This is a genomic window from Rhizobium leguminosarum bv. viciae (assembly GCF_012276115.1).
Lineage (GTDB): Bacteria > Pseudomonadota > Alphaproteobacteria > Rhizobiales > Rhizobiaceae > Rhizobium > Rhizobium leguminosarum_T.
Genome location: NZ_WIEU01000020.1, coordinates 1 through 24,312 on the forward strand (window position 1 = coordinate 1; position 24,312 = coordinate 24,312).

At 61.9% G+C, this 24,312-nt stretch carries 26 protein-coding genes and 1 pseudogene; 12 read left to right on the plus strand and 15 right to left on the minus strand.

Annotation, left to right across the window (positions count from 1 at the left end; translation table 11 throughout):
- Nucleotides 1–204: 204 nt before the first annotated feature.
- A complete protein-coding gene (locus GFM02_RS26845; RefSeq protein WP_168323305.1) occupies nucleotides 205–804 on the minus strand; it encodes a transglutaminase-like cysteine peptidase in 600 nt (199 codons plus the stop codon).
- A 165-nt stretch (nucleotides 805–969) separates the two neighbouring features.
- Entirely contained in the window at nucleotides 970–1,809 is an 840-nt protein-coding gene (locus GFM02_RS26850) for an alpha/beta hydrolase (protein WP_168323306.1), read from the minus strand.
- A gap of 177 nt (nucleotides 1,810–1,986) precedes the next feature.
- Here GFM02_RS26850 and infC point away from each other — a divergent pair, with 177 nt between their 5' ends.
- From infC to pheT, 5 genes are all read left to right on the plus strand, one after another.
- Entirely contained in the window at nucleotides 1,987–2,523 is a 537-nt protein-coding gene (gene infC, locus GFM02_RS26855) for a translation initiation factor IF-3 (protein WP_072640862.1), read from the plus strand.
- A 311-nt stretch (nucleotides 2,524–2,834) separates the two neighbouring features.
- Nucleotides 2,835–3,038, plus strand: a complete 204-nt coding sequence (gene rpmI, locus GFM02_RS26860; protein ID WP_003544621.1) for a 50S ribosomal protein L35 — start codon at nucleotides 2,835–2,837, stop codon at nucleotides 3,036–3,038.
- A 38-nt stretch (nucleotides 3,039–3,076) separates the two neighbouring features.
- Nucleotides 3,077–3,481, plus strand: a complete 405-nt coding sequence (rplT, locus tag GFM02_RS26865) for a 50S ribosomal protein L20 (RefSeq protein WP_003544622.1) — start codon at nucleotides 3,077–3,079, stop codon at nucleotides 3,479–3,481.
- Nucleotides 3,482–3,630: 149 nt separating this feature from the next.
- Nucleotides 3,631–4,713, plus strand: a complete 1,083-nt coding sequence (gene pheS, locus GFM02_RS26870; RefSeq protein ID WP_024322278.1) for a phenylalanine--tRNA ligase subunit alpha — start codon at nucleotides 3,631–3,633, stop codon at nucleotides 4,711–4,713.
- A gap of 16 nt (nucleotides 4,714–4,729) precedes the next feature.
- Nucleotides 4,730–7,153 (plus strand): phenylalanine--tRNA ligase subunit beta, encoded by a 2,424-nt coding sequence (gene pheT, locus GFM02_RS26875; RefSeq protein WP_168323307.1) that lies wholly within the window; start codon nucleotides 4,730–4,732, stop codon nucleotides 7,151–7,153.
- 42 nt (nucleotides 7,154–7,195) lie between these two features.
- On the opposite strand, the gene GFM02_RS26880 is transcribed toward pheT, so the two are convergent.
- Together GFM02_RS26880 and GFM02_RS26885 are read right to left on the minus strand one after the other, a co-directional pair.
- Complete coding sequence (locus GFM02_RS26880; RefSeq protein WP_017962862.1) at nucleotides 7,196–7,555, minus strand: nuclear transport factor 2 family protein; 360 nt, start codon at nucleotides 7,553–7,555, stop codon at nucleotides 7,196–7,198.
- Between the two features lie 91 nt (nucleotides 7,556–7,646).
- Nucleotides 7,647–8,642, minus strand: a complete 996-nt coding sequence (locus GFM02_RS26885; RefSeq protein ID WP_168323308.1) for an aldo/keto reductase — start codon at nucleotides 8,640–8,642, stop codon at nucleotides 7,647–7,649.
- Nucleotides 8,643–8,873: 231 nt separating this feature from the next.
- Here GFM02_RS26885 and GFM02_RS26890 point away from each other — a divergent pair, with 231 nt between their 5' ends.
- Entirely contained in the window at nucleotides 8,874–9,782 is a 909-nt protein-coding gene (locus GFM02_RS26890) for a LysR family transcriptional regulator (RefSeq protein WP_168323309.1), read from the plus strand.
- A gap of 45 nt (nucleotides 9,783–9,827) precedes the next feature.
- Here the strand turns inward: GFM02_RS26890 and GFM02_RS26895 are convergent, their stop codons facing one another.
- Entirely contained in the window at nucleotides 9,828–10,325 is a 498-nt protein-coding gene (locus GFM02_RS26895; protein ID WP_168323310.1) for a ferritin-like domain-containing protein, read from the minus strand.
- A gap of 113 nt (nucleotides 10,326–10,438) precedes the next feature.
- Here GFM02_RS26895 and GFM02_RS26900 point away from each other — a divergent pair, with 113 nt between their 5' ends.
- Nucleotides 10,439–11,089, plus strand: a complete 651-nt coding sequence (locus GFM02_RS26900; protein WP_168323311.1) for a hypothetical protein — start codon at nucleotides 10,439–10,441, stop codon at nucleotides 11,087–11,089.
- Here GFM02_RS26900 and GFM02_RS26905 read toward each other — a convergent pair.
- On the minus strand, nucleotides 11,079–11,522 hold the full coding sequence (locus GFM02_RS26905) for a GNAT family N-acetyltransferase (protein ID WP_168323312.1): 444 nt from the start codon (nucleotides 11,520–11,522) through the stop codon (nucleotides 11,079–11,081). The two genes, GFM02_RS26900 and GFM02_RS26905, sit on opposite strands and share 11 nt — an antisense overlap.
- Before the next feature lie 14 nt (nucleotides 11,523–11,536).
- Nucleotides 11,537–12,484, minus strand: coding sequence for an aldo/keto reductase (locus tag GFM02_RS26910; protein ID WP_168323313.1), 948 nt, complete (start codon nucleotides 12,482–12,484; stop codon nucleotides 11,537–11,539).
- A 178-nt stretch (nucleotides 12,485–12,662) separates the two neighbouring features.
- Between GFM02_RS26910 and GFM02_RS26915 the strand changes: the two genes are divergently transcribed.
- A complete protein-coding gene (locus GFM02_RS26915) occupies nucleotides 12,663–13,649 on the plus strand; it encodes a Gfo/Idh/MocA family protein (RefSeq protein WP_168323314.1) in 987 nt (328 codons plus the stop codon).
- Here the strand turns inward: GFM02_RS26915 and GFM02_RS26920 are convergent, their stop codons facing one another.
- Together GFM02_RS26920 and GFM02_RS26925 are read right to left on the minus strand one after the other, a co-directional pair.
- A complete protein-coding gene (locus tag GFM02_RS26920) occupies nucleotides 13,650–14,027 on the minus strand; it encodes a GtrA family protein (RefSeq protein ID WP_168323315.1) in 378 nt (125 codons plus the stop codon).
- The gene (locus GFM02_RS26925; protein WP_168323316.1) at nucleotides 14,024–15,031 is read right to left on the minus strand and encodes a glycosyltransferase; all 1,008 of its coding nucleotides are present in this window, start codon (nucleotides 15,029–15,031) and stop codon (nucleotides 14,024–14,026) included. Before GFM02_RS26925 ends, GFM02_RS26920 begins: the two co-directional genes overlap by 4 nt.
- Nucleotides 15,032–15,190: 159 nt before the next feature.
- On the opposite strand from GFM02_RS26925, the gene GFM02_RS26930 reads away from it, so the two are divergent.
- A complete protein-coding gene (locus GFM02_RS26930) occupies nucleotides 15,191–17,059 on the plus strand; it encodes a hypothetical protein (RefSeq protein WP_168323317.1) in 1,869 nt (622 codons plus the stop codon).
- 68 nt (nucleotides 17,060–17,127) lie between these two features.
- Here GFM02_RS26930 and GFM02_RS26935 read toward each other — a convergent pair whose 3' ends face one another.
- Entirely contained in the window at nucleotides 17,128–17,373 is a 246-nt protein-coding gene (locus GFM02_RS26935) for a hypothetical protein (RefSeq protein WP_168323318.1), read from the minus strand.
- Nucleotides 17,374–17,714: 341 nt separating this feature from the next.
- Here GFM02_RS26935 and xseA point away from each other — a divergent pair, with 341 nt between their 5' ends.
- A complete protein-coding gene (xseA, locus tag GFM02_RS26940; protein WP_168323319.1) occupies nucleotides 17,715–19,295 on the plus strand; it encodes an exodeoxyribonuclease VII large subunit in 1,581 nt (526 codons plus the stop codon).
- A gap of 2 nt (nucleotides 19,296–19,297) precedes the next feature.
- Complete coding sequence (locus GFM02_RS26945; RefSeq protein ID WP_168323320.1) at nucleotides 19,298–19,891, plus strand: NAD(P)H-dependent oxidoreductase; 594 nt, start codon at nucleotides 19,298–19,300, stop codon at nucleotides 19,889–19,891.
- A gap of 325 nt (nucleotides 19,892–20,216) precedes the next feature.
- Here GFM02_RS26945 and GFM02_RS26950 read toward each other — a convergent pair.
- From GFM02_RS26950 to GFM02_RS26960, 3 genes and pseudogenes are all read right to left on the minus strand, one after another.
- Nucleotides 20,217–20,513, minus strand: a pseudogene (locus GFM02_RS26950) (GIY-YIG nuclease family protein).
- Nucleotides 20,514–20,803: 290 nt separating this feature from the next.
- Nucleotides 20,804–22,057, minus strand: coding sequence for an aminopeptidase (locus tag GFM02_RS26955; RefSeq protein WP_168306256.1), 1,254 nt, complete (start codon nucleotides 22,055–22,057; stop codon nucleotides 20,804–20,806).
- A 126-nt stretch (nucleotides 22,058–22,183) separates the two neighbouring features.
- Nucleotides 22,184–22,867 (minus strand): glutathione S-transferase family protein, encoded by a 684-nt coding sequence (locus GFM02_RS26960; RefSeq protein ID WP_168306255.1) that lies wholly within the window; start codon nucleotides 22,865–22,867, stop codon nucleotides 22,184–22,186.
- An 83-nt stretch (nucleotides 22,868–22,950) separates the two neighbouring features.
- On the opposite strand from GFM02_RS26960, the gene GFM02_RS26965 reads away from it, so the two are divergent.
- On the plus strand, nucleotides 22,951–23,394 hold the full coding sequence (locus GFM02_RS26965) for a MarR family winged helix-turn-helix transcriptional regulator (protein ID WP_168306254.1): 444 nt from the start codon (nucleotides 22,951–22,953) through the stop codon (nucleotides 23,392–23,394).
- On the opposite strand, the gene ybaK is transcribed toward GFM02_RS26965, so the two are convergent.
- Entirely contained in the window at nucleotides 23,395–23,868 is a 474-nt protein-coding gene (gene ybaK / locus GFM02_RS26970) for a Cys-tRNA(Pro) deacylase (protein WP_168323321.1), read from the minus strand.
- A gap of 32 nt (nucleotides 23,869–23,900) precedes the next feature.
- Nucleotides 23,901–24,251, minus strand: a complete 351-nt coding sequence (locus GFM02_RS26975; RefSeq protein WP_168323322.1) for an ArsC family reductase — start codon at nucleotides 24,249–24,251, stop codon at nucleotides 23,901–23,903.
- Between the last annotated feature and the right edge of the window lie 61 nt (nucleotides 24,252–24,312).

Below are 24,312 nucleotides of genomic sequence, written 5' to 3' on the forward strand. Positions count from 1 at the left end.
CAGGCTCATCCACGGTTGTAACCGGAGGGGGTGCGGGCGACTTCGTCACGCCTCTGGCCGGGTGGCCACCCGGCCAGAGGCTCAATCGCTTCCATCGCACGAAATTCCTAACGTGCAGATACAAGGGAGGAGAGGTGAAGCCAACTCCCAAAAAAGCAAAAGGCCGGCAAACCGCCGGCCTTTCCACATTCTCTATTATAACCCTTACCGCAGCGCGCCGACCAGGACGTCGCGGCCGTTTTCGATGGTGACCCAGCGGCCGGCATTGTAGCTCGACTGGCGCTTGACGAAGGAATAGGGGGTGCCGAACCACGGCTTGACGTCGGCGGCGAGGTTGTCGAGCACGAAATCGCCCTCGGCGGTGCGCAGCGTCAGCACCGCATGGCCTTCTCCATCCGGCTTGCGCACGACGGTCATCAGCAGATCGGCAGCCGGAAAGCCGCGCTGGATCAGCATGCGGCGCTTCAGCAGCGCGAAATCCTCGCAGTCGCCGGCGGTGGTCGGATAGGCCCAGATCTCATCCTTGCCGTAGATTTCCTTGTCGGTCATCGGCGTGATCGTGCGGTTGGCCGTCGCGTTGACCGAACGCACGAGCGACCACTTTCCCGGGGTCATGGCAACCGGGCCGGCGTTGCGGTTTGCGCCGCATTCAATGCGCTGAATCTGACAGAAATCATAATGCCCGATCGGCTGTGAGGTGGCATTGCCTGTCACCATGGAAGCATTTCTGCTGGGGGCTGGTATGGCGGCCGTCGCCATCGCAAACATGGCCATCATGGCCACAAAGATACCCTTGATCCGCACGCCCGCTCTTTCCTTGCATCGCCCTTATTTATTAACAAAGTGTTAATGGAGAGGGCCCAAAAGAGTCAATCGTTACTTCTTGGGAGGACCTTACGACCCGCCGATATGGTTAAAATGCAACGGGTTGGGGGACTTGCATCAGGCGAATTTATCCGCCTATGCCGCTCAAACGGGCATCTGCCTATTTGTTGATGAACGGATGATGCCTTTGACGGCACTCAGGAGAAGCGCGATATCGCCGGGGCGCGAAAGGCGGTGGTCGCCGTCGCGGACGAAGGTCAGCACCACGTCGTCGGCGGGAAGATGTTCGACCAGTTTCATCGCATGCGCATGCGGCACGTCGGCGTCTTTCATGCCCTGGAGAATGTGCACCGGGCAGCCTGTTTCGATGATGCCGTCGAGCACCCGGTTCTTTCGGCCGTCCTCGATCAGCGCCCGCGTATAGATGTTGGGTTCCGGGCTGTATTGCGAACGTTCTTCGAAATAGCCGCGCTCGGCCAGCGATTTGCGCTCTTTGACCTTGAGGTTCGGCTCGATCAGTTCGGAGGTGAAATCGGGGGCCGGCGCGATCAGCACCATGCCTGCGAGCTTTGGGCCGTCGAGCGTCACGCCGCCCTGCCGCGCAAGCTCCTGCGCCAGCCTGAGCGCGATCCAGCCGCCCATCGACGAGCCGACGAGGATCACCCGATCGGGCGCGACATGGCGGATAACGGCCAGCGCCTCCTCCAGCCAGCGCGAGATCGTGCCGTCGCGGAAGCTGCCGCCGGAAAGTCCGTGGCCGGAATAGTCGAGGCGGATGCAGGAGAGCCCAAGTTCTGCCGCCAGCCCGTCGAGTTCCACCGCCTTGGTGCCGCTCATGTCGGAGCGGTAGCCGGACAGCCAGACAAGCGCCGGTGCGCCATTGCCGGCTTGCGCCGGGCGGACGAGCATGGCGATCTCACGCGCCGCTTCGCCGTCGCCGACCGTCAGGAACTGCGGCGCGGAATCGGGCATCTGATCGGACATCGGCGAAACTCCTGTTGTTTTGGCCTATAAAACAGATTCTTGGCAGGCTGACAGCGGGTGATTTTTCCGCTAAAGGATGATATTGACTCCGTTGCAGCGATGACGCGACACGTTTGTGCCCCTGATCGGGAGCGCGAGGCTGCAACGTTCCGAAAACAACGCGAGGAGAATACGACCATTCGCAGACCTTTTAAAACCGATGCGCCCGTGAAGGACGGACCGCGCTCGAATCGTGAAATCCGCATTCCCAAAGTTCAGCTGATCGGAGCTGATGGACAGAATGTCGGCATCGTGCCCACCGACCAGGCTTTGAAAATGGCGGAAGAAGCCGGCCTCGATCTCGTCGAAATTTCCCCCAATGTCGAACCGCCGGTGTGCAAGATCCTCGATCTGGGCAAGCTGAAATATGCCAACCAGAAGAAGGCTGCCGAGGCGCGCAAGAAGCAGAAGATCGTCGAAGTCAAAGAAATCAAGATGCGCCCGAACATCGACACCCATGATTATGAGGTGAAGATGAAGGCGATGGGTCGCTTTTTCGACGAAGGCGACAAGGTCAAGGTGACGCTGAAGTTCCGCGGCCGTGAAATGGCTCACCAGGAACTCGGCATGAAGCTTCTGCAGCAGGTCAAGGCCGATACGATCGAGTTCGCCAAGGTCGAAGCCGAACCCAAGCTCGAAGGCCGCCAGATGATGATGGTGCTGGCGCCGAAATAAGCGCCAGGCAGTTTTTCGCCCAAGGCCGTCCGCAAGGGCGGCTTTTGTGCTTTCTGCCACTGTATTTCGGGAGGCGCGAAGATTCCTCCGCCGCCCCGTTGCACTTTCATGACGCTGCGGTTATAAGCGCGCGTCCGAACTGACCGGCAGGGCATGCCGTGGCAGTTTCGAATGCTTGCGGAACGGTTCGTCGCCGATGCCGCGGATCAACAACAAACGCTCCCGCACCTTGTTGCGACGGCCGGAGAACCGGACTTCGCGAAAAGGGCTTTTTTGATAAAGCGCGCAGGGAGGACAGAAGGAGTAGCAAAATGCCCAAGATGAAGACGAAGTCCTCTGCCAAGAAGCGGTTCAAGATCACCGCAACCGGTAAGGTCAAGGCTGCCGCTGCCGGCAAGCGCCATGGCATGATCAAGCGTTCCAACAAGTTCATTCGCGATGCACGTGGCACCATGGTTCTCGCAGAACCGGATGGCCGCAAGGTTATCAAGAATTACCTGCCGAACGGTCTCTGAGACTCGTCCGCGAACGCTAGATTTAAGGAGATCATGATATGGCACGTGTAAAAAGAGGCGTCACCTCTCATGCCAAGCACAAGAAGGTTCTGAAGGCAGCAAAGGGCTTTTACGGCCGCCGCAAGAACACCATCCGTACCGCCAAGGCTGCTGTCGACCGTTCGAAGCAGTACGCCTACCGCGACCGCAAGGTCAACAAGCGCAACTTCCGTGCGCTTTGGATCCAGCGCATCAACGCCGCTGTGCGTGAATTCGGCCTGACCTACGGCCGCTTCATCGACGGCCTGAACAAGGCTGGCATCGAAGTCGACCGCAAGGTTCTCTCCGACATGGCGATCCACGAGCCGGAAGCATTCGGCGCGCTTGTCAGCGCTGCCAAGAAGGCTCTTGAATACCTCAAGGAAGCCGGCACGGCGAACGAGTTTGAAGGCGCGGTCAAGTAACCAGCGCTTCCCAAGCTTTTGAATTTATGATTTGGGAAACCCGCGCTGGTTTGGGCTAGCGCGGGTTTTTCTTTCTTTATATTCCTGGCGCCGGCCGGCGCCGCCTGCCTCCCGATCGCCCGCCTGATACTGGACGGAAAGAAGTGACAATGTCAGATATCGACCAGCTCAACACATCGCTGCTCGCCGAAATCGCCGCCGCCGATGACGAAACGGCGCTCGAAGCCGTGCGCGTTTCCGCCCTTGGCAAGAAGGGCTCCGTCTCCGAACTGTTGAAGACGCTCGGCGCCATGACGCCGGAAGAGCGCCAAAGCAAGGGCGCGGCGATCAACGTTCTGAAGAACGCGGTGACCGAGGCGCTCACCGCCCGCAAGACGACGCTCCGGCAAGCGGCGATCGATGCGCGGCTGAAGGCCGAGACGGTCGATGTCAGCCTGCCGGTGCGCTCTTCGCCGGCCGAGCGCGGCCGTATCCATCCGATCAGCCAGATCGTCGACGAGATCACCGCGATCTTCGCGGACATGGGCTTCTCGATCGCCGAAGGTCCCGACATCGAGACCGATTATTACAATTTCACGGCGCTGAATTTCCCCGAAGGCCATCCGGCCCGCGAGATGCACGACACTTTCTTCTTCAACCCGGATGAGAATGGAGAGCGCAAGGTACTGCGCACCCACACCTCGCCGGTGCAGGTGCGCACCATGGAGGCGCAGACACCGCCGATCCGCATCATCATTCCCGGTAAGACCTACCGCCAGGACTCGGACGCCACGCATTCGCCGATGTTCCATCAGGTCGAGGGCCTGGTCGTCGACAAGAAGGCCAATGTCGCCAACCTCCGCTGGGTGCTGGAAGAATTCTGCAAGACCTTCTTTGAGGTCGACAGCGTGACGATGCGTTTCCGCCCGTCCTTCTTCCCCTTCACCGAGCCCTCTTTCGAGGTCGATATCCAGTGCGACCGCTCCGGCCCGATCGTCAAGTTCGGCGAGGGCACCGACTGGATGGAGATCCTCGGCTGCGGCATGGTTCACCCGAACGTGCTGCGTTACGGCGGGCTCGATCCGGACGAATATCAGGGCTTTGCCTGGGGCATGGGCCTCGACCGCATCGCCATGCTGAAATACGGCATGCCCGACCTGCGCGACTTCTTCAACGCCGACGTCCGCTGGATGACGCATTACGGCTTCCGCCCGCTCGACATGCCGACGCTGTTCGGCGGCCTCAGCGCTTGAACGGAGAATTGGGACGATGAAATTCACGCTCTCCTGGCTGAAAAAGCATCTGGAAACGGATGCCGGCCTCGATGAAATCTGCGCGCGCCTCACCGAAATCGGGCTGGAGGTCGAGGATGTCGATGACAAGGCGGCATTTAAGCCCTTCGTCATCGCCAGGGTCGTCTCGGCCGAAAAACATCCGCAGGCCGATCGGCTGAAGGTGCTGATGGTCGATACCGGTTCGGGCGCGCCGGTTCAGGTCGTCTGCGGTGCCCCGAATGCGCGCGCCGGCCTCGTCGGCGCCTTCGCGGCGCCCGGAACATATGTTCCCGGTATCGACGTGACGCTTGCCGTCGGCAATATCCGCGGTGTCGAAAGCCATGGCATGATGTGCTCCGAAAAGGAGCTGCAGATCTCCGACAGCCACGACGGCATCATCGATCTGCCCGAGGATGCGCCGGTCGGCCAGAGTTATGCCGCCTATGCTCATCTCGACGATCCTCTCATCGAGATCAACCTGACGCCCAACCGGCCGGACTGCACCTCGATCCACGGCATCGCCCGCGATCTCGCCGCCTCCGGCCTCGGCACGCTGAAGACGCGGCCCGCCCCGTCCTTCGCCATCGAAGGCGAGACGCCGGTGAAGCTGACGCTCGATCTCGACGATCCGAAGCTCTGCCCGGGTTTTGCGTTGCGCCTCGTGCGCGGCGTCAGGAACGGCCCGAGCCCGCGTTGGATGCAGCAGCGGCTGCTCGCCATCGGCCTGCGCCCGATCAATGCGCTCGTCGATATCACCAATTACATGACCTTCGATCAGGGCCGGCCGATGCACGTCTTCGACGCCGCCAAGGTCAAGGGCAACCTGACTGTGCGCCGCGCTAGGGAAGGCGAAACCGTGCTGGCGCTCGACCAGCGCGAATATAAGCTCGGCCCGAACAATGTCGTCATCGCCGACGAGAACGGTATCGAATCGATCGGCGGCATCATGGGCGGCGAACATTCCGGCTGTGATGAAAACACCGTCGACGTGCTGATCGAATCCGCTCTTTGGGATCCGATGAACATCGCCAAGTCCGGCCGCGCGCTCGGCATCATCACCGATGCGCGCTATCGTTTCGAACGCGGCGTCGATCCGGAATATATGGTTCCGGGTCTTGAGCGCACGACGGAGCTGGTGCTGGAGCTTTGCGGCGGCACCCCGGCCAAGGCCGAGATTGTCGGCTACAAGGGTTACGAACCGAAGATCGTCGACTTCCCCTATACGGAGGTCAAGCGCCTGACGGGCCTCGACGTCTCGAATGAGGAAAGCAGCACGATTCTGACGCGCCTCGGCTTCACTGTCTCCGGTTCCGGCGAGCGCGTCTCCGTCTCTGTCCCCTCCTGGCGTCCCGATGTCGACGGCAAGGCCGATCTCGTCGAGGAGGTCATGCGCATTCACGGCGTCGACAATATCAAGCCGGCGCCGCTTGAAAGCCATGCGGCCGTCAACGGCAAGATTCTGACGACGCTGCAGATCCGCAGCCGCCTCGCCAAGCGGGCGCTCGCCGCGCGCGGCATGCTCGAAGCCGTTACCTGGTCCTTCATTCCGGAAGACCAGGCAAAGCTCTTCGGCGGCGGCTCGCCCGCCCTCAAGCTCGCCAACCCGATCGCCGCCGAAATGTCGGATATGCGCCCGTCGCTGCTGCCGGGCCTGCTGACCGCAGCCCAGCGCAATGCCGACAAGGGTTACGGCGACGTCGCGCTCTTCGAGGTCTCCGGCACTTATGAGAACGACAGGCCTGAGGGTCAGCGCCGCGTGGCCGGCGGCATCCGCCGCGGCACGGCCTCGCTTGCCGGCGCCGGTCGCGCCTGGTCGAACGCCGCCAAGGGCGGCGGCAAGCCGGTCGACGTCTTCGACGCCAAGGCCGATGCGCTCGCCGTCATCGAAGCCTGCGGTCTGCCGATGGGCAATATCCAGATCGAGCAGGGCGGCCCGGAATGGTATCATCCCGGCCGCTCCGGCACGATCAAGATGGGGCCGAAGGTCGTGCTCGGCTACTTTGGCGAATTCCATCCGCTGACGCTGGAATCGCTCGACGTCTCCGGCGCTCTCTGCGGCTTCGAGGTCTATGTCGATGCCATGCCGGAGGCCAAGCGCAGGGCGACGCGCACCAAGCCGGCCCTTGAGCTGTCGCCCTTCCAGCTGGTCCGGCGCGACTTCGCCTTCGTCGTCGACAAGACGGTGGAAGCCGGCGCCATCGTCAAGGCCGCCACAGGCGCCGACCGCAAGCTGGTGACCGGCGTCAATGTGTTCGACATTTTCGAGGGCGCATCGGTTGGCGACGGCAAGAAGTCGGTGGCGATCGAGGTTCAGATCCAGCCGGTCGAGCGCACGCTGACGGACGAGGATTTCGAGGCGCTGACGCAGAAGATCGTCGCCAGCGTGATGAAATTCACCGGCGGCGTCCTCAGAAGCTGATCTTGAAAATCAATGGCCGGTCGCGGAAAGCGGCCGGTCTTTTCACCGATGCAGATGGAAGAGTTTGCTGACGATCGTCCAGCGGCCGTCGATCTTCAGCAGCGAGAGATAATCGGTAAAACGCATGCCGGCAAAATCGTCGGTGACCTTGACGCTTGCCGCCTCACCCTCGACATCGACACTCTGAATGTCCATGTAGGGCTGCGTGCCGGGCGGCGCCGGCTCCTCCTGCAGGATCGCGGCGATGAATTCGTCCCGCGTCAGCCATTCGACTGCATTTTCGTAATGGCCGATGATCGAGCTTTTCGGATGAAAGGCCTTTTTCAAGGCTGCCTCATTGGCGAAGGCCATGCCTTCGACATAGAGATGAACCGTCTGTTCGACTGCCTGCCTGTCCGACATATTGTCATCCCGTTCTCAGAGATGGCGTTAGATAGTTTCGCCAGCCCCGAAGGCAAGCCCGGCCGGTTGTGATCGACCGGGCTTTTCCAGGTCAGATATTCGTCATGGCAAGCGAGGCGTCCGAATAGCGCTTGCCGGCTACCTGTCCGGCGGGGATCGCTTCGCTGAGCTGCTCGAGTTCCGCCGGGTTCAGCACGATATCGGCAGCGGCCGCATTCTGTTCGAGATGGTGAAGCTTGCGGGCGCCGGGGATCGGCACGATGTCGTCGCCCTGGCTCAATACCCAGGCGAGCGCGAGCTGCGCCGCCGTTACGCCCTTCTCGGCGGCAAGCCGCTCGAGCGTCGAGACGAGGGCGGCATTGGCGTCGAAATTTTCCGCCTGGAACCGCGGCACCTGCCGGCGGAAATCGTCGGCAGCGAGATCCTCCATTTTACGGATCGCCCCGGTCAGGAAGCCGCGGCCGAGCGGGCTGTAGGGCACGAAGCCGATGCCGAGTTCGCGGCAGGTGGCAAGCACCTCCTCTTCGGGATCGCGCGTCCAGAGCGAATATTCACTCTGCAGGGCTGCGATCGGATGGGCCGCATGGGCGCGGCGAATGGTGGCGCTACCGGCTTCCGAAAGCCCGAGCGCCCGGACTTTGCCTTCCTTCACCAGTTCCGCCATGGCGCCGACGGTCTCCTCGATCGGCACGTCAGGATCGACCCGGTGCTGGTAGAAGAGGTCGATGGTTTCGATGCCGAGGCGTTTCAGCGAGGCCTCGGCCACGACTCGCACATGCTCGGGGCGGCTGTCGACGCCGGCGATGGCGGCAATACCCGGCTCGTTGGCATCGATCTTGAAGCCGAATTTAGTGGCGATCACCACGCGGTCACGGAACGGCTTCAGCGCTTTGCCAAGAAGAACCTCGTTGGTAAAGGGACCATAGACTTCGGCTGTGTCGAAGAAAGTGACGCCGAGATCGATGGCGCGATGCAGTGTCCTGATCGATTCTGCATCGTCGCTGGCGCCATAGGCAAAACTCATGCCCATGCAGCCGAGACCGACGGCAGAGACGGTCAGATCGTTTCCGAGTTTCCGGGTTTTCATGATGTGCTCCTCTGATCTGATTTTGAGCCGCCAGAGCATGATGCCGAAAAGTGTGAGCGGTTTTCGGACGACATCATGCTCCAACTTTTTAATCAGAACAGGATTCAGATTAGGCCGCCCGGCCTGACATCATCCTGTTCTGGATGGTTGCGGTACCGGCAGACTTTATCGCCGCGCCATCAATCAGAAAATACATGCAGTTTCTAACAGGTTGTTCTATCATTTCGATCAATGAACAGAACTCAGCTCTCGCAACTCGCCGTTCTCGCCGCCGTATCGGAGCATCGCAGCTTCCGGGCGGCGGCAAAGGAACTCCTCGTCGCACCCTCTGCCATCAGCCATGCGATCTCGAGCCTCGAGGAAAGTCTGGGGGTGCGGCTTCTGGCGCGCACCACCCGCAGCGTCGCGCCGACGGAAGAGGGCCGCCTGCTGCTTGAAAGACTTCGTCCCGCACTCGAGGAGATCGATATTGCCTTGGAGGCTGTCCGCGATACGCGCGCCAAGCCGGCCGGAAACCTGCGCATCACCGCGCCGCGCTTCGCCTCCGATCTGCTGCTCGCCCCGCGGCTCGGCGACTTTCTCAACCTCTATCCCGATATCACCCTGGAGATCGCCAATGAGGACGGCTTCACCGATATCGTCAAGGAGGGTTTCGATGCCGGCATCCGGCTGGAAGAGAGCCTCGAGGCCGATATGATCGCCGTCAGGGTCTCGCCCAATCTGACGACGGTGATCGCCGCTTCGCCCGAATATTTCGGGCATCATCCAAAGCCGGAGCATCCGCGCGATCTCGTCCATCACCGCTGCATCAAGCGGCGTTTCACCAACGGCTCGATCTATCGCTGGGAATTCGAAAAGGACGGGCAGGAATTGGTCGTTTCGGTCGATGGGCCGCTGATCGTCAGCGAGGACCGGCTTGCCCTGCTTGCGGCGCTGAACGGCGCCGGACTTGCCTATCTCTTCGACATGCGGGTCGATGACGAACTGGCCAGCGGCAAGCTTGTGCGGGTATTGGAGGATTGGTGCACGCCCTATGCCGGGCCGTTTCTTTATTATCCCACCCGGCGGCAGATGCGGCCGGCGCTGCGCGCCTTCATCGATTTCTTCAGATACAGCGAGCAGGATACGGGCGGCCGATAAGGAATGGGAACCGGGCCGCCCGTTCTCATTAGGGCGCCATGTGCATCAGGCAGCCTTTGCCTTCTGGTTTGCCGCCGTGGTGGCGAGTTGGGAGAGGGTCTTGTCGGTGGCCGTTTCCTCCTGCAGCGTCTGGTCGAGGAGGCTGACGACCTCCTTGAGGCCGAGGGTCGCGGCCCAGGTCTTCAGCGTGCCGTAACGGGCGATTTCATAATGCTCGACGGCCTGGGCGGCCGAAATCAGGCCGGCATCGAGAGCCGCCGTGCCCCTGAATTCTTCCATGATATCCTCGCCCTCGGCGATGATGCCCTGGATCGCCTCACAGGTCTTGCCCTGGGCGCGTTTGCTGATCAACTCGAAAACCTGCTGCAGGCGTTCGACCTGGCCCTCGGTTTCCTCGCGGTGTTTTTCGAAGCCCTTCTTCAATTCGGGGGATTGGGCGGCGCGCGCCATCTTCGGCAGGGCGCGCAATATCTGCCGTTCGGCGAAGTAGATGTCCTTCAGCGTGTCGTAGAAGAGATCTTCCAACGTCTTTTCCTTGGCCATTTTCTCAATCCTTGTTCTGGGGAAAACCGCGAATGCGGCGACACATTAAGAAGCGAAGATCGCGCAAATTGTTCCCGATCGATTTCGGGTGGACTGGAAATCGGCGCCGGGCAATGATTCCTGCCGTCGATGTGGGAGGTAAAATCATGCGAAAGCCGAATTCGATGAAGGGTCTGGAGGATCTCGGCCGCGTGAGGCTGTCGCAAAACTTCTTTCTCCGCGATTTCCTGCATTCCGAAATCGCCGATTTCTACCGCATTCCCAATATCCCCGAAGATCCCGATCTGGCGATCGAGGCGGGCAAGAGGCTCTGCGAGGAATTGCTGGAGCCGCTGGAGGCAACGTTCGGGCGCCTGCATATCCGATCCGGCTATCGTTCGCCCTCGGTCAACAGGTTCGGCAATGAGAACAAACTGAACTGTTCGACCAATGCCGCCACATCAGCGCATCACATCTGGGATATGAGGGATTTTGACGGCTGCATGGGTGCAGCCGTCTGCATTGCCGTGCCGTGGATGATCGACCACTACCACGATGAAAGCGACTGGCAGCGGCTCGCCTGGTGGATTCACGACCACCTGCCTTATGCCTCGCTCTGCTTCTTTCCCAAGCTCTGGGCCTTCAATATCCAGTGGCACGAACGGCCGAAGCGGGTGATCCAGAGTTATGTCAGCCCGCGCGGCATCCTCACCAAACCGGGCTTGGCCAATTGGGCAGGCGATCATTCCGAGTGGTATGCTGGTTTTCCATTGCTCAAAACCTGATGCGATAGCGGATATGGCCGTCGCTCTCGACATAGCTGTCGTAGAGCGCTCGCGCGGTTCTGTTCTGCTCGCTCGTATGCCAGTAGAGCCGCGACCAACCCTCGGCTCTGCAGGTCGAAACGAGATCGTCCATCAGCGCCCGTCCGACTCCTTTGCCGCGCGCCTCGGCATCGACGAACAGGTCTTCGAGATAGCAGTCCCTGCCGTGGATCCACGTACCCTCATGCGTGAGATAGAGCGCAAATCCCATGATCCTGCCGTCGACGTCGGCGACACGCATCGCGATCGCCGACGCCGGATCGAAGACCCGGCGCCATGTGGAATCAGTGATATCGGCATCGACCGTGACGTCATAAAAGGCGAGATAGGCCGCCCAGAGTTCGCGCCAGCGGGCTTCGTCCTCGGGGCGGGCATCACGTATCGTCACGGTCATGGCATCTCTTTCTTTCAGGCGCCGGCTTCGTCGAGCAGCGCCATCGCCTCATCGGGAAGCGCAAGTGTCGCCGATTTCGCCAGGCTTTCAAGCTGCGAAAGGCTGGTCGCGCTGGCGATCGGCGCCGTCACGCCCTTCTTGCGCAGCAGCCATGCGAGCGAAATTTCTGCCGGCGCTGCACCGGTCTCGGCCGAAACCGTGTCGAGCGCGGCCAGAATACGTAGGCCCTTATCGTCGAGATATTGCGAAACGCGGCCCTCGCGTGCACGGCCCTGCGTATCGGCCATGCTGCGGTATTTGCCGGTGAGGAAACCCGCGGCAAGGCTGAAATAGGTGACGACGCCGATGTCTTCTTCGACGCAGAGATCGGCAAGCGGCCCCTCGAAGCTCGAACGTTCATAGAGATTATATTCCGGCTGCAACACATCGTAACGCGGCAGGCCGGCCCTCTCGGCAGCGTCGAAGGATGCCTGAAGCAGTGTCGCATCATAGTTCGAGCAGCCGATGGCGCGGATCTTGCCCTGCTGCTTCAGCTTGGCATAGGCGCCGAGCGTTTCCTCGTGCGGCGTATCTTCATCCGGCCAGTGCGAGAGATAGACGTCGATATAGTCGGTCTGCAACCGGCGCAGCGAATCCTCGACCGCCTTCAGGATATAGGTCTCCTTCAGCGTCTTTCCCTGCCCCATGTCGGAGCCGACCTTGGTGACGATGACGGTCTTGTCGCGGGAGACCTTGGCTTGGCTCAGCCAGCGCCCGATGATCTCCTCGGAATCGCCGCCCTTGTTGCCCGGAACCCACGAGGAATAGACATCGGCCGTATCGATCGTATTCAGGCCCGCGTCGAAGAAGGCATCGAGAATGGCGAAGGATGTTCTTTCGTCGGCCGTCCAGCCGAAGACATTGCCGCCGATGACGATCGGCGCGACCGATAGACCTGTTTTTCCAAGCCGGCGCATTTCCATGACGCTCTCCAGAAGTGTGAAGCAATTGAAATCGCGGATACGGCAGAACGCCGCCCCGACCAACTTAGTGCGATCCGCGCATCCGGGAAGGCAAACTTCCGTGATTTCAGGCCGCGCCATTGCGCCGCAGCCAAGGCCTGAATATTGTTCGCGGAAATCAGTTCGGGAGACTTGGATCATGCTGCGTTTCGGTATCATTTCAACGGCGAAGATCGGCCGCGACAATGTCGTTCCGGCGATCCAGGATGCGGAGAATTGCGTCGTCACGGCGATTGCCAGCCGTGATCTCAAGCGCGCAAGGGAGATGGCCGACCGCTTCTCCGTGCCGCATGCCTTCGGCTCCTACGAGGAGATGCTGGCCTCCGACCTCATCGATGCCGTCTATATCCCGCTGCCGACCTCGCAGCATATCGAATGGTCGATCAAATCCGCTGATGCCGGCAAGCACGTGCTCTGCGAAAAGCCCTTAGCGCTCAGGGCCGGTGATATCGACGATCTGATCGCCGCCCGCGACCGCAACCGGGTGGTGGTCACCGAAGCCTATATGATCACCTATTCCCCGGTCTGGCAGAAGGTGCGCTCGTTGATCGACGAGGGCGCCATCGGTTCGCTCCGGCATGTGCAGGGCGCCTTCACCTATTTCAATCGCGACCCCGCCAACATGCGCAACGTCCCCGAACTCGGCGGCGGCGGCCTTCCCGATATCGGCGTCTATCCCGTCATGGGCACGCGTTTTTCCACCGGCAAGGAGCCGCTCTGGATCCAGGCGATCACCGAGCGCGATGCGGATTTCGGCACGGATATCTATTCGAGCGTCAAGGCCGATTTCGGCGATTTCGAGCTGAGCTTCTATATCTCGACGCAGATGGCCAACCGCCAGGTCATGGTCTTCCACGGCACCGAAGGTTACATCGAGGTCAAGTCGCCGTTCAACGCCAATCGCTGGGGGCCGGAAGAGATCGAGCTTGCCGACCGCAGCCACACTGAATCGCGCATCTTCCGCTTCCAGGACAGCCGCCAGTACAAGCGGCAGGTGGAGGCCTTCGCCCGGGCGGTGACGAACGGCAAGGAAGAGATCGTCACGCTCGAAAATTCGAAGCTGAACCAGAAGGTGATCGACGCGATCTATAGGGCCAGCGAGAAGGACGGCTGGGAGGCGGTTTGATTATTCGGCGCGGAAGACGAAGCGCGAATAGCCGAAGAAGCTGAAGATCATCGAGGCGATGCTGGCGATCACCATGGCCGCCAGCGGCTGAAGCGCCGGCAGCGACAGCAGCAGCGCGGAATAGAGCCCGTAATTGACGAGCGCTGCCGTCACCCCGACCGAGCCATAGCGGAAGCCTTCGGCGGCAAGCGAACGGCCGGTGCGATCGAAGGTGAAGCTCCGATTGAAAGCCCAGGTCGCCGCCATGGCGAAGGCGATCGCCACGAGCCGCGCCAGAAACGGCCCGAGCGGCGTCAGATGGAGCAGCGCCGACAGGATGCCGGCATCGACGAGGAAGCCGATGCCGCCGGCGATGGTGAAGCGGACGAGCTTCCTCATGCCGCATCCGCCTTGCCGGGTGGCGCGCGCGAGACCGGCCTTGCGTCGCCGAGCGGCGCCTTCATCGCGCTCGGCCTTTCCAGGCCCATATAATGGATACGAAGCTGTTCGGCGCGGGCACGCGCAACGGAATCCAGGATGACGCCGGCGGTGAACAGCATGAAGGAGATCATCATCAGCGCCGTCGACAGCACCCAGGTCGGCATGCGGCTGACGAGACCCGTTTCGAAATACTCCGCCAGCACCGGCGCCATGAGGCCGAGGCTCGCCAGCATGAAGGTGGCGCTGACCGCGCTGAAAAAGGCGAAGGGCCGGGTTTCCTTCATCAGCATCGCGAACATCCAGAGGATCTTGGCGCCGTCGCGGAATGTCGAAAGCTTGGAATGCGAGCCTTCCGGCCGGCGGCCGTAGTCGAGCTCCAGCTCGCTGACCGGCAGCTTCAGCCGCGAGGCATGCACGGACATCTCGGTTTCGATCTCGAAGCCGCCCGATACCGCCGGGAAACTCTTGACGAAGCGGCGCGAAAACGCGCGGTAGCCGGAAAAGATATCGGTGAAGTCGGGGCCGAAGATCATCCGGTAGAGCAGGTTGAAAAGCCGGTTGCCGAGCGCATGGCCCTGACGGCCGGCATCGGCGTGTACGCCACGCCTGGTGCCGACCACCATGTCGGCGCGCTCGGTCAGAAGCGTGCGCACCAGTTCCTCGGCATCCTCAGGCGCATAGGTGCCGTCGCCGTCGGCGATGATGTAGATGTCGGCGTCGATATCGGCAAACATGCGGCGCACGACATGGCCCTTGCCCTGACGCCGCTCGCGCACGACATGCGCGCCGGCAAGCATCGCCTGCAGCGCGGTGCCGTCGGTGGAATTGTTGTCGTAGACGTGGATCGCAGCATCGGGCAGCGTCGCCCGGAAACCTTGCACGACAGCGCCGATCGTCGCGGCTTCATTGTAGCAGGGGAGCAGGACGGCAATATTCAGATTATCGGTACGCGATCGGGCCATGACTCTACTCGTTACACTTAAAGCCGCGCTCAGCCTAAATCATGCGCCGTTAATAAGACCCTATGACGCAGGCAAAATCGGCAGCTGCCACAAACGGCTTTACACTTTCTTGATCGGCGGCGGCTAAAGTTCGGGTATCGAAACGAACCGCTAACCACAATGAACGCTGTGCAGCCGATCCCCCATGCATCCTCCGCGATCGACGCTCCCAGGGGCGACCTGCCCGCTCCCAGGGGCGGGCTGCGCGACCTGCTGACGCGTCTCTGGCCAACCGTCATCGTCTATTGCGTCATCCTTGCCGCCGCCATCCTCATCACCAAGCTTTCCGGCGCCACCGATTACGTCGGCCCCGACAATGATGACGGAATGCGTCTCGTCGAGGTTCGCGATTTTCTGGCCGGGCAGGGCTGGTTCGATCTGATGCAATATCGTCTCGGCCTCGACGGCGGCACGCTGATGCATTGGTCGCGGCTGATCGATTTGCCGATCGCCTCGCTGATCTGGTTCTTTGGCCTGTTTGTGCCCCGCCAGACGGCCGAAGCGCTGGCGCTCGCCGTCTGGCCGGTATCGCTCATCCTGCCCGCCATGCTGGCCATGGCGGTTGCCGGCCGGCGCATCGGCGGCGTTGCCGCCATGCATATCAGTCTCGGCTTGACCGGTCTTGCGATCTACACCGGAAACCGCTTCGCGCCGGGCGCCATCGATCACCACAATGCCCAGCTGGCGCTGGTCGCGACGATGGTCGCGATGCTTCTGGATCCCGAACGCCGCGCCTGGAGCTATGCGGTCGCCGGCGTCGCGGCGGCGGTCGCCATCGCCATCGGCGCCGAGACGACGCCCTTCGTCGCTACCGTCTGCCTGATCGTCGCCCTGCTCTGGGCATGGGAGGGCGAAGATTTCGCAGTGGTCGCCAAGGCCTTCGGGTTGGCGCTGACGATTGCGATCAGCATCCTCTTCTTCGCAACGGTGCCGCCCCGGCTTTATTCGACGGTCACCTGCGACAATCTCTCGCTCGGCTATTACAGCCTGGCGGCGATCGGCGGCGGGTTGCTGTTGTTTTCGGCGGTTTTTGCCAGCCGCTTGCGCCGGCCTTTGCGCTTTGCCGCACTCGCCGTCGTCGGCGCCGGCGTTCTCGGTTCGGCGATCGTGATTGCACCGCAATGCCTGAGCGATCCGCTGGCCGGTCTCGACCCGATGCTGGTCGAGCTCTGGCTGAGAAATGTTTCGGAAGCGCAGTCGATTTTCGCTCTCGCACGCACCGATCTCTTCTCGATCGGTGGCTTCTATGCGGCCGGCCTGTTCGGCATCGCCGTCTGCATCTTCCGCGTCGTTCAGCGTGACCGCGTGCAAATCCATCTGGTCCTGCTCTTTCTGCTGATGACGAGCTGGGCAATCGCGCTGGTCCAGGTACGCGGTTCCACCTTCTCGAACCTGATCTCCATCCTGCCGCTTGCCCTGTTGATTATAGATGTCCGCCGCATCTCCAACGGCGACAGCGAGAATGTCGCAGCCGCCTTCGTCTATATCGTCACCGTGCTCGCCAGTGCTCCGGCCGCCTGGGCCGTCGGCGGCGGATTTGTCTCGCTGCAGATGGAGAATGCTGCGCAGAAGAAGGCGGCAGAGCCGGCAAAGAAGATTTCCTGCACATCGCAAGCGGCGCTGGCGCCGCTCGCCGGGCTACCGGCCGGACTGGTCTCGGCGCCGTCGGAAATGGGCGTGCCCATTCTCCGCTTCACCGCGAACCGGGTTCTCTCCGCGCCTTATCATCGCAATCAGGGCGGCATGCTGACGGAGCTGCATATCGGCATGGCGGAGCCGCGGGAGGCGGAAGCCTTCCTGAAGGGGACCGGCGTGACGGTGCTTGCCTTCTGCCCCGGCGACCTGCAGACCCGCGAGATCACCAAGTTGAAGCCGGATGGGCTCTATGCTGAACTCGGCAAGGGCAATATCCCGCCCTATCTGGAACCGCTTCCGAAGGCGGCGGACGTGGGCGTGCAGTTCTTTCGCTATCGGTCGACGACGAATTGACGGCGGCGGTCTTCAGGACGGGATAAGCAAGCGCGGGAAGCTCGATCTGAAAGACCGCGACGCACTTATCAGTTTGAAACGCGCATGGCGCGACGAAGGCGCTGACTGGCGTAGAGCCCGAGCACGAAGAGCATGAGGCCGCCATTATAGCCGAGCACGGCATAGACGAATGCGAGAATAGACACCGGCCCGGGCGAAGTTACCGCCGCCAACACGAATGTCATTCCGATCAGCGCGGCGACCAGCGCGATCACGCCAGCCGAACGCGTCTGCCCGGCGCTGACGCCCAATGCTGCTGCTGTGAGAATAATCATTTCAGCACCTTCCCAGAGATAACGAGGGGAAGCATAGGAAGCGCCAACTAACAAAGATTTACCGGCGGTCATCGCCGAAAAGCGTTTGTATTACGGTGGTTAGCAATCCCTTTCGAGTAAAACGCACATTCTAACTATCCGTTCCGCGACAAAACATATTTACGCGATTTTGTTGTTAGTTTGCCCGGCTGCAACGAGTGCATGTGCGGGATGCCGGGAGATGAGCGCGCTTGATGCAATGGCGACGAAGCCCTCCCACAACGATTTCAGCGGCTGGGAAAACCGATACCAAAGCCGGTGCCACCCTTCCTGTTTCCAGCGGATGGACATAGAAAGGGGGGATGAGCAACGTCTTCGACGGCGATTCGCCGACCAACCTTGCCGAATATTCGGTTTCGGAGCTTTCCGGCTCGATCAAGCGCACCGTCGAAACCGCCTTCGACCAGGTTCGCGTGCGCGGCGAGATCTCCGGCTATCGCGGGCCGCACTCCTCGGGCCATGCCTATTTCGCGCTGAAGGACGATCGCGCCCGCATCGACGCCGTCATCTGGAAGGGCACCTTCTCGCGGCTGAAATTCCGCCCGGAAGAGGGCATGGAAGTCATCGCTACCGGCAAGGTCACCACCTTTCCGGGCTCCTCGAAATATCAGATCGTCATCGAAACGCTGGAACCGGCCGGCGCCGGCGCGCTGATGGCGCTGATCGAGGAGCGCAAGCGTAAGCTCGGCGCCGAGGGTCTGTTCGATGCCGCCCGCAAAAAGCGGCTGCCCTTCATGCCCGGCGTGATCGGCGTCGTCACCTCACCGACCGGCGCCGTGATCCGCGATATCCTTCACCGCATCTCCGATCGTTTTCCCGTGCATGTCCTCGTCTGGCCGGTAAAGGTCCAGGGCGAGGGCTCCGGCGAGGAGGTGGCAAACGCCATCCGCGGCTTCAACGCGCTGGAACCTTCAGGCGCCATTCCGCGCCCGGATGTGCTGATCGTCGCGCGCGGCGGCGGCAGCCTGGAAGACCTCTGGAGCTTCAACGACGAAATCGTCGTGCGTGCTGCGGCCGAAAGCAGGATACCGCTGATTTCGGCCGTCGGCCATGAGACCGACTGGACGCTGATCGACTATGCCGCCGATGTCCGTGCGCCGACGCCGACGGGGGCAGCGGAAATGGCGGTTCCCGTCAAGGCGGAGCTCGAGGCGCAGGCCGCCGCTCTTGCGGCACGCCTGCAGGGCTGCATGAACCGGCAGATGGATCAGCGACGCCAGTCGGTGCGCGCTCTGATGCGGGCATTGCCGTCGCTCGATCAGCTTCTCGCCTTGCCGCGCCGGCGTTTCGACGAGGCGGCAACCGGCCTCGGCCGCGGGCTGGAGCTCAACACCATCAACAAGCGCCGCGGCTTCGAGCGTGTCGCCGCGCATCTGCGTCCTGATGTGCTGTCCAATCGCATCGCCGAGCGCCGCCAGACGCTGAACGAGCGCATGGCCCGGGCCGAGCGCATGGTCGAGCGGCTGATCGACCGCTCGAAATCGCGCGTCGACCGCGCCGAAGCCATCCTCGCCTCACTGCCGGCCCGGCTGAAGACCCAGACCGACCGCGGTCGCGAACGCCTCGGCAATCTTTCGCGCCATGCCGATACGGCGGTCCGCCACCAACTGACCCGCGCGCGCGCCGAGCTTTCCGCGCAGGACCGCGTGCTGCAGTCGCTCTCCTATAAGAATGTGCTGAAGCGCGGCTACGCCGTCATTCGCGATGAGGATAACAGGCCGGTCTCGCAGGCCGCCCAGCTCTCCGCCGGCATGGGCATCGCCATCGAATTCGCCGACGGCCGTGTCGGCGCGATGGCCACGGAAGGCGGCACACCGCCGGCCGGTGCCAAGAAGCGCAGCGTAAGACCCGCCGACCCGCCGAAGCAGGGAAGCCTGTTCTGACGATGCGGATCCTAGTGGTGCTTGCCCATCCGTTGGAGGATAGTTTCGCCGCCGCCGTGGCAAGGACTGCGCGTGAGGCGCTGGAAGCAGCAGGCCATACGGTCGACCTGCTCGATCTCTATGCCGAAAATTTCGATCCACGCCTTTCGAAGGCCGAGCGCAGCGGTTATTTCAATCAGCCCTACGATACCTCAGCCGTTGCCGATATCGTCGCCCGCCTGAAGGCTGCCGAAGGCCTGATCTTCGTCTTTCCGCAATGGTGGTTCAATTTCCCCGCCATCCTGAAGGGTTTCTTCGACCGTGTTTTCGCTCCCGGCGTTGCCTTCAGCCATGATGCCGCTGGCGGCCGTATCGTGCCGCAACTGACCAATATCAGGCTGCTCTATGCGCTGACGACGACAGGCTCGCCCTGGTGGCTGGTGCGTCTCTACATGGGCGATCCGGTACGCCGGCTCTTGAAGCGCGGCATCGCCGCCTTCTGCTCGAAGGGATTGAATTTCCGCATGTTCAGCCTGCACGATATGGATCGGGCCACCGATGCAAAGCGCAGGGCGCATCTCGATCGCGTGCGCAAGCTGCTATCGGCAATCCGCTAAAGCAATTCCAGCAAAATTGTGCGGCGGGTTTGCGTTCGGATTGCGTAAAACAAAAGTTAGAGCATGCATGCTGGGGCATGTTGCGTCTCGGACAATGTCGCGTGCAGTGCAGCCACCCGCCCTCGTCCTTCGAGGCTACGGCCTGTGGCCCTCGCACCTCAGGATGAGGGCTAGTTGTGGTGCCGTGAGGCTGGCACGCCCTTGCTCCCGGTCTTATCCTCAGGCGTAATCGGCAGTGAAGAATCACCTGAGGCACGCCCTCCCTCCAGCCTCATCCTGAGGTGCCCCGCAGGGGCCTCGAAGGACGGGGCTGGCCACCGGCGCATCATCCGGCTTTAACCGGCCCGCGCTTCGACAAATCAGGCAGGGGCCTCGTAATCCATTGCCATCAACGCTTCCTTCTTTCGGCGCGACCAGCCCTTGATCTGGCGCTCGCGGGCGATGGCGTCGATGATGCGGTCATAGGTTTCGGTGAAGACGAGTTCGACCGGGCGGGCTTGGCGGTATAACCGTCATAGGTCCCGTCATTATGCTCCCAGACACGCGCCTCGATCTCCTGCTTGGTGAGGCTGGTATAATATGAGCCGTCGCTGCAGCGGAGAATATAGACGGTGACTTCCATGGCGGGAGGCTAACATGGTGGGTCGGCGGGCGGCAATAATGCTGGAGGTGTCTGCCACCCGCCCTCGTCCTTCGAGGCTCCGGCCTTTGGCCTCCGCACCTCAGGATGAGGGCTGATCCGTCGTGCTTGCCGCGTGGGATAACATTGCCGGCTACCTTGTCGCTGCGCCTCCCTCTTGAGCCGAGCCGCCACGTCTCTCCAGCCTCATCCTGAGGTGCCCCGCAGGGGCCTCGAAGGACGGGGCTGGCCGCACCAGCGCGCTTTATCCAGTCAGCGCACGATGATGCCGCTCAGGCCCATTCGCCCTGCCGCATCACCGGAACCCGCGAACCATCCGGCTTGATGCCGTCGATATCGACCTTGTCGGAGCCGATCATCCAGTCGATATGGATCAGGCTGGAATTGCCGCCCTGTGCCTTGATCTGCTCCTGGCTCAGTGTCGCGCCATCGAGGAAGCATTTGGAATAGCACTGGCCGAGCGCGATGTGGCACGAGGCGTTTTCGTCGAACAGCGTGTTGTAGAACAGGATGCCGCTGGCCGAGATCGGCGAGGAATGCGGCACCAGCGCCACTTCGCCGAGCCGGCGCGCGCCCTCGTCGGTATCGAGCACCTTGTTCAAGACCTCTTCGCCGCGCGAGGCCTTGGCCTCGACAATGCGCCCGCCCTCGAAGCGCACCTGGATATTGTCGATCAGCGTGCCCTGGTGCGAAAGCGGCTTGGTGCTTGAGACATGGCCTTCGACGCGCAGCGCATGCGGCGTGGTGAAGACTTCCTCGGTCGGGATATTCGGATTGCAGGTGATGCCGTTCTTGGCGGTGGACGCGCCACCATGCCATTCATGCCCGTCGGCAAGGCCGACCGTCAGGTCGGTGCCCGGTCCCCGGAAATGCAGCGAGGCGAAGCGCTCGCCGTTCAGCCAGGCGGAGCGCTTGCCAAGATTGGCATTGTGCTCGGCCCAGGCGGCGACCGGATCGCTGACATCGACGCGCGAGGCGGCAAAGATTGCCTTGGCGAGCTTGGCAATCGCGATCGGTTCCGGATCGTCGGGGAAGACCACCTTGGCCCAGGACGGGTTGGGATAGGAGACGATGTTCCAGTTGATGTCGAAATTCGAGATCTTCTCCAGCGCCGGCTTGTAGGCAGTGGAGTTGGCGCGATTGGCGCGGCCGACCTTGCCGGCGTCCTGCTCGGACAGCAGCATCGGATTGTCTCCGGCGACCGCAAGACGGGCCGCCCCATTGGCATAGGCCTTGGCCATGCCCTCGTAGAGCCAGCCGGAGGCGCGGTCGAAGCTCTCGTCGCTGCCATATTGATAGCGCGCCAGCGTCGTTTCCTCGTCGGAATAGAAGGCGGAGACCAGTCCGGCGCCGGCCAGATAGGCATGTTTGGTGATCAGGCGGACGAGCGGCAGCGCCACGACAGGCGCGGTAATCACCAGGTCCTGACCCTTCTGCAGCTGCAGGCCGACCTTGACGGCGACTTCCGCAAGCTTTTCCAGCTTGACGGGATCAACGGTGTTCTGGCTCTGGGGCATGAAAGTCATGATTCAACCTGCCTTCTGTCATCGACGGTGAGAGGCTGGAAGACTTAGACCCGTTTGCGGCGAAAATGAAGCGTATACCCGCCGAATTGCAAGCGGCCGGATATATGTCCGGCCGCTGGGCGCGTTTCAGGCGGCGGCAGGCAGCCTGAGCAGGATCGAGTTATGTTTTTCGAGGAATTCCATCAGCCGCTGCGGGTAGTCTTCGCCAACGGCGGCCTTGACGCTCGCCCGTTCGGAGAGCGCCTTGCGCCAGCGCTTTACACGCTCAAGCCCTTCGAAGATGTCGCCGTCGCCGAGCGTCTCGAAGAGATCGAAATACCGAAAGACCGGCGCGAAGACGGCGTCGACCAGGCTGAAGTCGTTGCCGGCGAAATAGGGGCCGTCCGTCAACACCTTCTCGACAGTCGCGAATTTGGAGATGAGCGCCGTGCGCTTGGCCTCCAACTGCGCGGCATCCTCAGCCGTCTCGTAACCCCAGAGATCGGAAAGCACGGATGAGCCGAATTCCATCCAGCCGCGATGGCGGGCACGCGTCAGCGCGTCTTTCGGGTGCAGCGCCACACCTGGCTGCGTTTCCTCCAGATATTCGCAGATGACGCTGCTTTCGAACAGCACGGCCTCGCTGCCATCCTCTTCCTCGATCCGCAGCAGCGGCACCTTGCCGAGCGGCGAGATCTTTAGGAACCAGTCGGGCTTGTCGGCAAGATCGATATTGATGCGCTCGAAGGGCACGCCCTTTTCGAGCAGGGCGATCGCGGCACGCTGCACATAGGGGCAGAGATGATGGCTGACGAGGGTAAGCTTGCTCATGGCGGTCTCCTTGGCAACGATGATAGATGCAAATGCATTTAATAGCGCTTGCGGCGGAATTCAAGGTAGATGTAACTGCATTTATGTCTGAAAGATCGTCGAATCCGAGCGAAGCGGTCACCTCTGCCTGGACGAGCATCATGCGCGCCCGCGAGCGGTTGCTCGGCGCCATCGAAGCCGACCTGAAAGCGGCCGGCATGCCGCCTCTTGCCTGGTATGACGTGCTGTGGGAATTGGCGCGCTCGCAAGATGGCAAGCTGCGCCCCTACGAGATTGAAGAGCGGACATTGCTGGCCCAGTATAATCTTTCTCGCCTGCTCGACCGGCTGGAACGGGAGGGCCTAGTCCGGCGCGAGGTGTTCGCCAAGGATGGACGCGGCCGCTGGGTGGTGATGTCGGATGCCGGCCGAAAACTTCGCGAGCGCATGTGGACCGTTTATGCCAGATCGATCGAGACCCATATCGGCTGCAAGCTCGCCGAGAGCGAGGCGAAGACGATCGCCCGGCTGCTCGAACGCTTCCTCTGATCAGGCAATCAGAGGCGCGGCGACAGCCTTCAGCGCTTTCAACGCCTGCTTCGGATCGAGCCGCACCTGCAGCCCGCGCTGCCCGCCATTGATATAGACCAGCGGTTCGCCAAGCGCGGCCTCCTCGATCGCCGTCGGCACGGTCTTCTTCTGGCCGAACGGGCTGATGCCGCCGACATGATAACCGGTCAGCCGCTCGGCATCGGCAGGCTTCATCATATTGGCCGATTTACCGTGAAAGGCGCTGGCAAGCTTCTTCATGCTGACCTCGCGGTCCGAGGGCACGACGACGCAGACCGGCTTGCCGTCCACCTCCGCCATCAGCGTCTTCAGCACCCGATGCGGCGCCTCGCCGAGCGCTTCGGCCGCCTGCAGCCCGACGCGCTCGGCATTGGGGTCGTAGTCATAGGCATGAACGGTGAAGGCGACGCCTGCTTGCGAAAGAAGCTGTGTCGCGCGCGTGGTCTTGGACATCTCTTTCCCTCGTGAGCTCAGCGGGCCGCCTGTCAGCCTCCGAACATACCGGCGTAAATCTCCGGCTTGAAGCCGACCAGCAGCTTGCCCTTCGCCTCCAGCACCGGCCGCTTGATCATCGACGGCTGGTCGAGCATCAGCTGGATCGCCTTCTCCGGGGTCAGGTTCTCGCGCTCGCCATCGGGCAGTTTGCGGAAGGTGGTGCCGGCGCGGTTGAGCACGGTATCGAGGCCGGCTTCGTCGATCCAGGCTTCGAGATGGGTGCGGTCGATACCGAGCGCCTTGTAGTCGTGAAACTCATAGGCGACGCGGTGTTCTTCCAGCCAGCTGCGGGCCTTCTTCATCGTGTCGCAATTCTTGATGCCATAGATGGTGACGGCCATGCCCAATCGATCTCCCTGTGATGACAGCGAGATAACATGCACGAAGGCCGGCGCAAACGCC

What these genes read in the sequence shown, in the direction of transcription:
- GFM02_RS26850 (WP_168323306.1), bottom strand. Translation starts at nt 1,809, where the DNA reads ATGTCCGATCAGATGCCCGATTCCGCGCCGCAGTTCCTGACGGTCGGC.
- rpmI (WP_003544621.1), top strand. Translation starts at nt 2,835, where the DNA reads ATGCCCAAGATGAAGACGAAGTCCTCTGCCAAGAAGCGGTTCAAGATC.
- rplT (WP_003544622.1), top strand. Translation starts at nt 3,077, where the DNA reads ATGGCACGTGTAAAAAGAGGCGTCACCTCTCATGCCAAGCACAAGAAG.
- pheS (WP_024322278.1), top strand. Translation starts at nt 3,631, where the DNA reads ATGTCAGATATCGACCAGCTCAACACATCGCTGCTCGCCGAAATCGCC.
- pheT (WP_168323307.1), top strand. Translation starts at nt 4,730, where the DNA reads ATGAAATTCACGCTCTCCTGGCTGAAAAAGCATCTGGAAACGGATGCC.
- GFM02_RS26880 (WP_017962862.1), bottom strand. Translation starts at nt 7,555, where the DNA reads ATGTCGGACAGGCAGGCAGTCGAACAGACGGTTCATCTCTATGTCGAA.
- GFM02_RS26885 (WP_168323308.1), bottom strand. Translation starts at nt 8,642, where the DNA reads ATGAAAACCCGGAAACTCGGAAACGATCTGACCGTCTCTGCCGTCGGT.
- GFM02_RS26890 (WP_168323309.1), top strand. Translation starts at nt 8,874, where the DNA reads ATGAACAGAACTCAGCTCTCGCAACTCGCCGTTCTCGCCGCCGTATCG.
- GFM02_RS26895 (WP_168323310.1), bottom strand. Translation starts at nt 10,325, where the DNA reads ATGGCCAAGGAAAAGACGTTGGAAGATCTCTTCTACGACACGCTGAAG.
- GFM02_RS26900 (WP_168323311.1), top strand. Translation starts at nt 10,439, where the DNA reads ATGATTCCTGCCGTCGATGTGGGAGGTAAAATCATGCGAAAGCCGAAT.
- GFM02_RS26905 (WP_168323312.1), bottom strand. Translation starts at nt 11,522, where the DNA reads ATGACCGTGACGATACGTGATGCCCGCCCCGAGGACGAAGCCCGCTGG.
- GFM02_RS26910 (WP_168323313.1), bottom strand. Translation starts at nt 12,484, where the DNA reads ATGGAAATGCGCCGGCTTGGAAAAACAGGTCTATCGGTCGCGCCGATC.
- GFM02_RS26915 (WP_168323314.1), top strand. Translation starts at nt 12,663, where the DNA reads ATGCTGCGTTTCGGTATCATTTCAACGGCGAAGATCGGCCGCGACAAT.
- GFM02_RS26920 (WP_168323315.1), bottom strand. Translation starts at nt 14,027, where the DNA reads ATGAGGAAGCTCGTCCGCTTCACCATCGCCGGCGGCATCGGCTTCCTC.
- GFM02_RS26925 (WP_168323316.1), bottom strand. Translation starts at nt 15,031, where the DNA reads ATGGCCCGATCGCGTACCGATAATCTGAATATTGCCGTCCTGCTCCCC.
- GFM02_RS26930 (WP_168323317.1), top strand. Translation starts at nt 15,191, where the DNA reads ATGAACGCTGTGCAGCCGATCCCCCATGCATCCTCCGCGATCGACGCT.
- GFM02_RS26935 (WP_168323318.1), bottom strand. Translation starts at nt 17,373, where the DNA reads ATGATTATTCTCACAGCAGCAGCATTGGGCGTCAGCGCCGGGCAGACG.
- xseA (WP_168323319.1), top strand. Translation starts at nt 17,715, where the DNA reads ATGAGCAACGTCTTCGACGGCGATTCGCCGACCAACCTTGCCGAATAT.
- GFM02_RS26945 (WP_168323320.1), top strand. Translation starts at nt 19,298, where the DNA reads ATGCGGATCCTAGTGGTGCTTGCCCATCCGTTGGAGGATAGTTTCGCC.
- GFM02_RS26955 (WP_168306256.1), bottom strand. Translation starts at nt 22,057, where the DNA reads ATGACTTTCATGCCCCAGAGCCAGAACACCGTTGATCCCGTCAAGCTG.
- GFM02_RS26960 (WP_168306255.1), bottom strand. Translation starts at nt 22,867, where the DNA reads ATGAGCAAGCTTACCCTCGTCAGCCATCATCTCTGCCCCTATGTGCAG.
- GFM02_RS26965 (WP_168306254.1), top strand. Translation starts at nt 22,951, where the DNA reads ATGTCTGAAAGATCGTCGAATCCGAGCGAAGCGGTCACCTCTGCCTGG.
- ybaK (WP_168323321.1), bottom strand. Translation starts at nt 23,868, where the DNA reads ATGTCCAAGACCACGCGCGCGACACAGCTTCTTTCGCAAGCAGGCGTC.
- GFM02_RS26975 (WP_168323322.1), bottom strand. Translation starts at nt 24,251, where the DNA reads ATGGCCGTCACCATCTATGGCATCAAGAATTGCGACACGATGAAGAAG.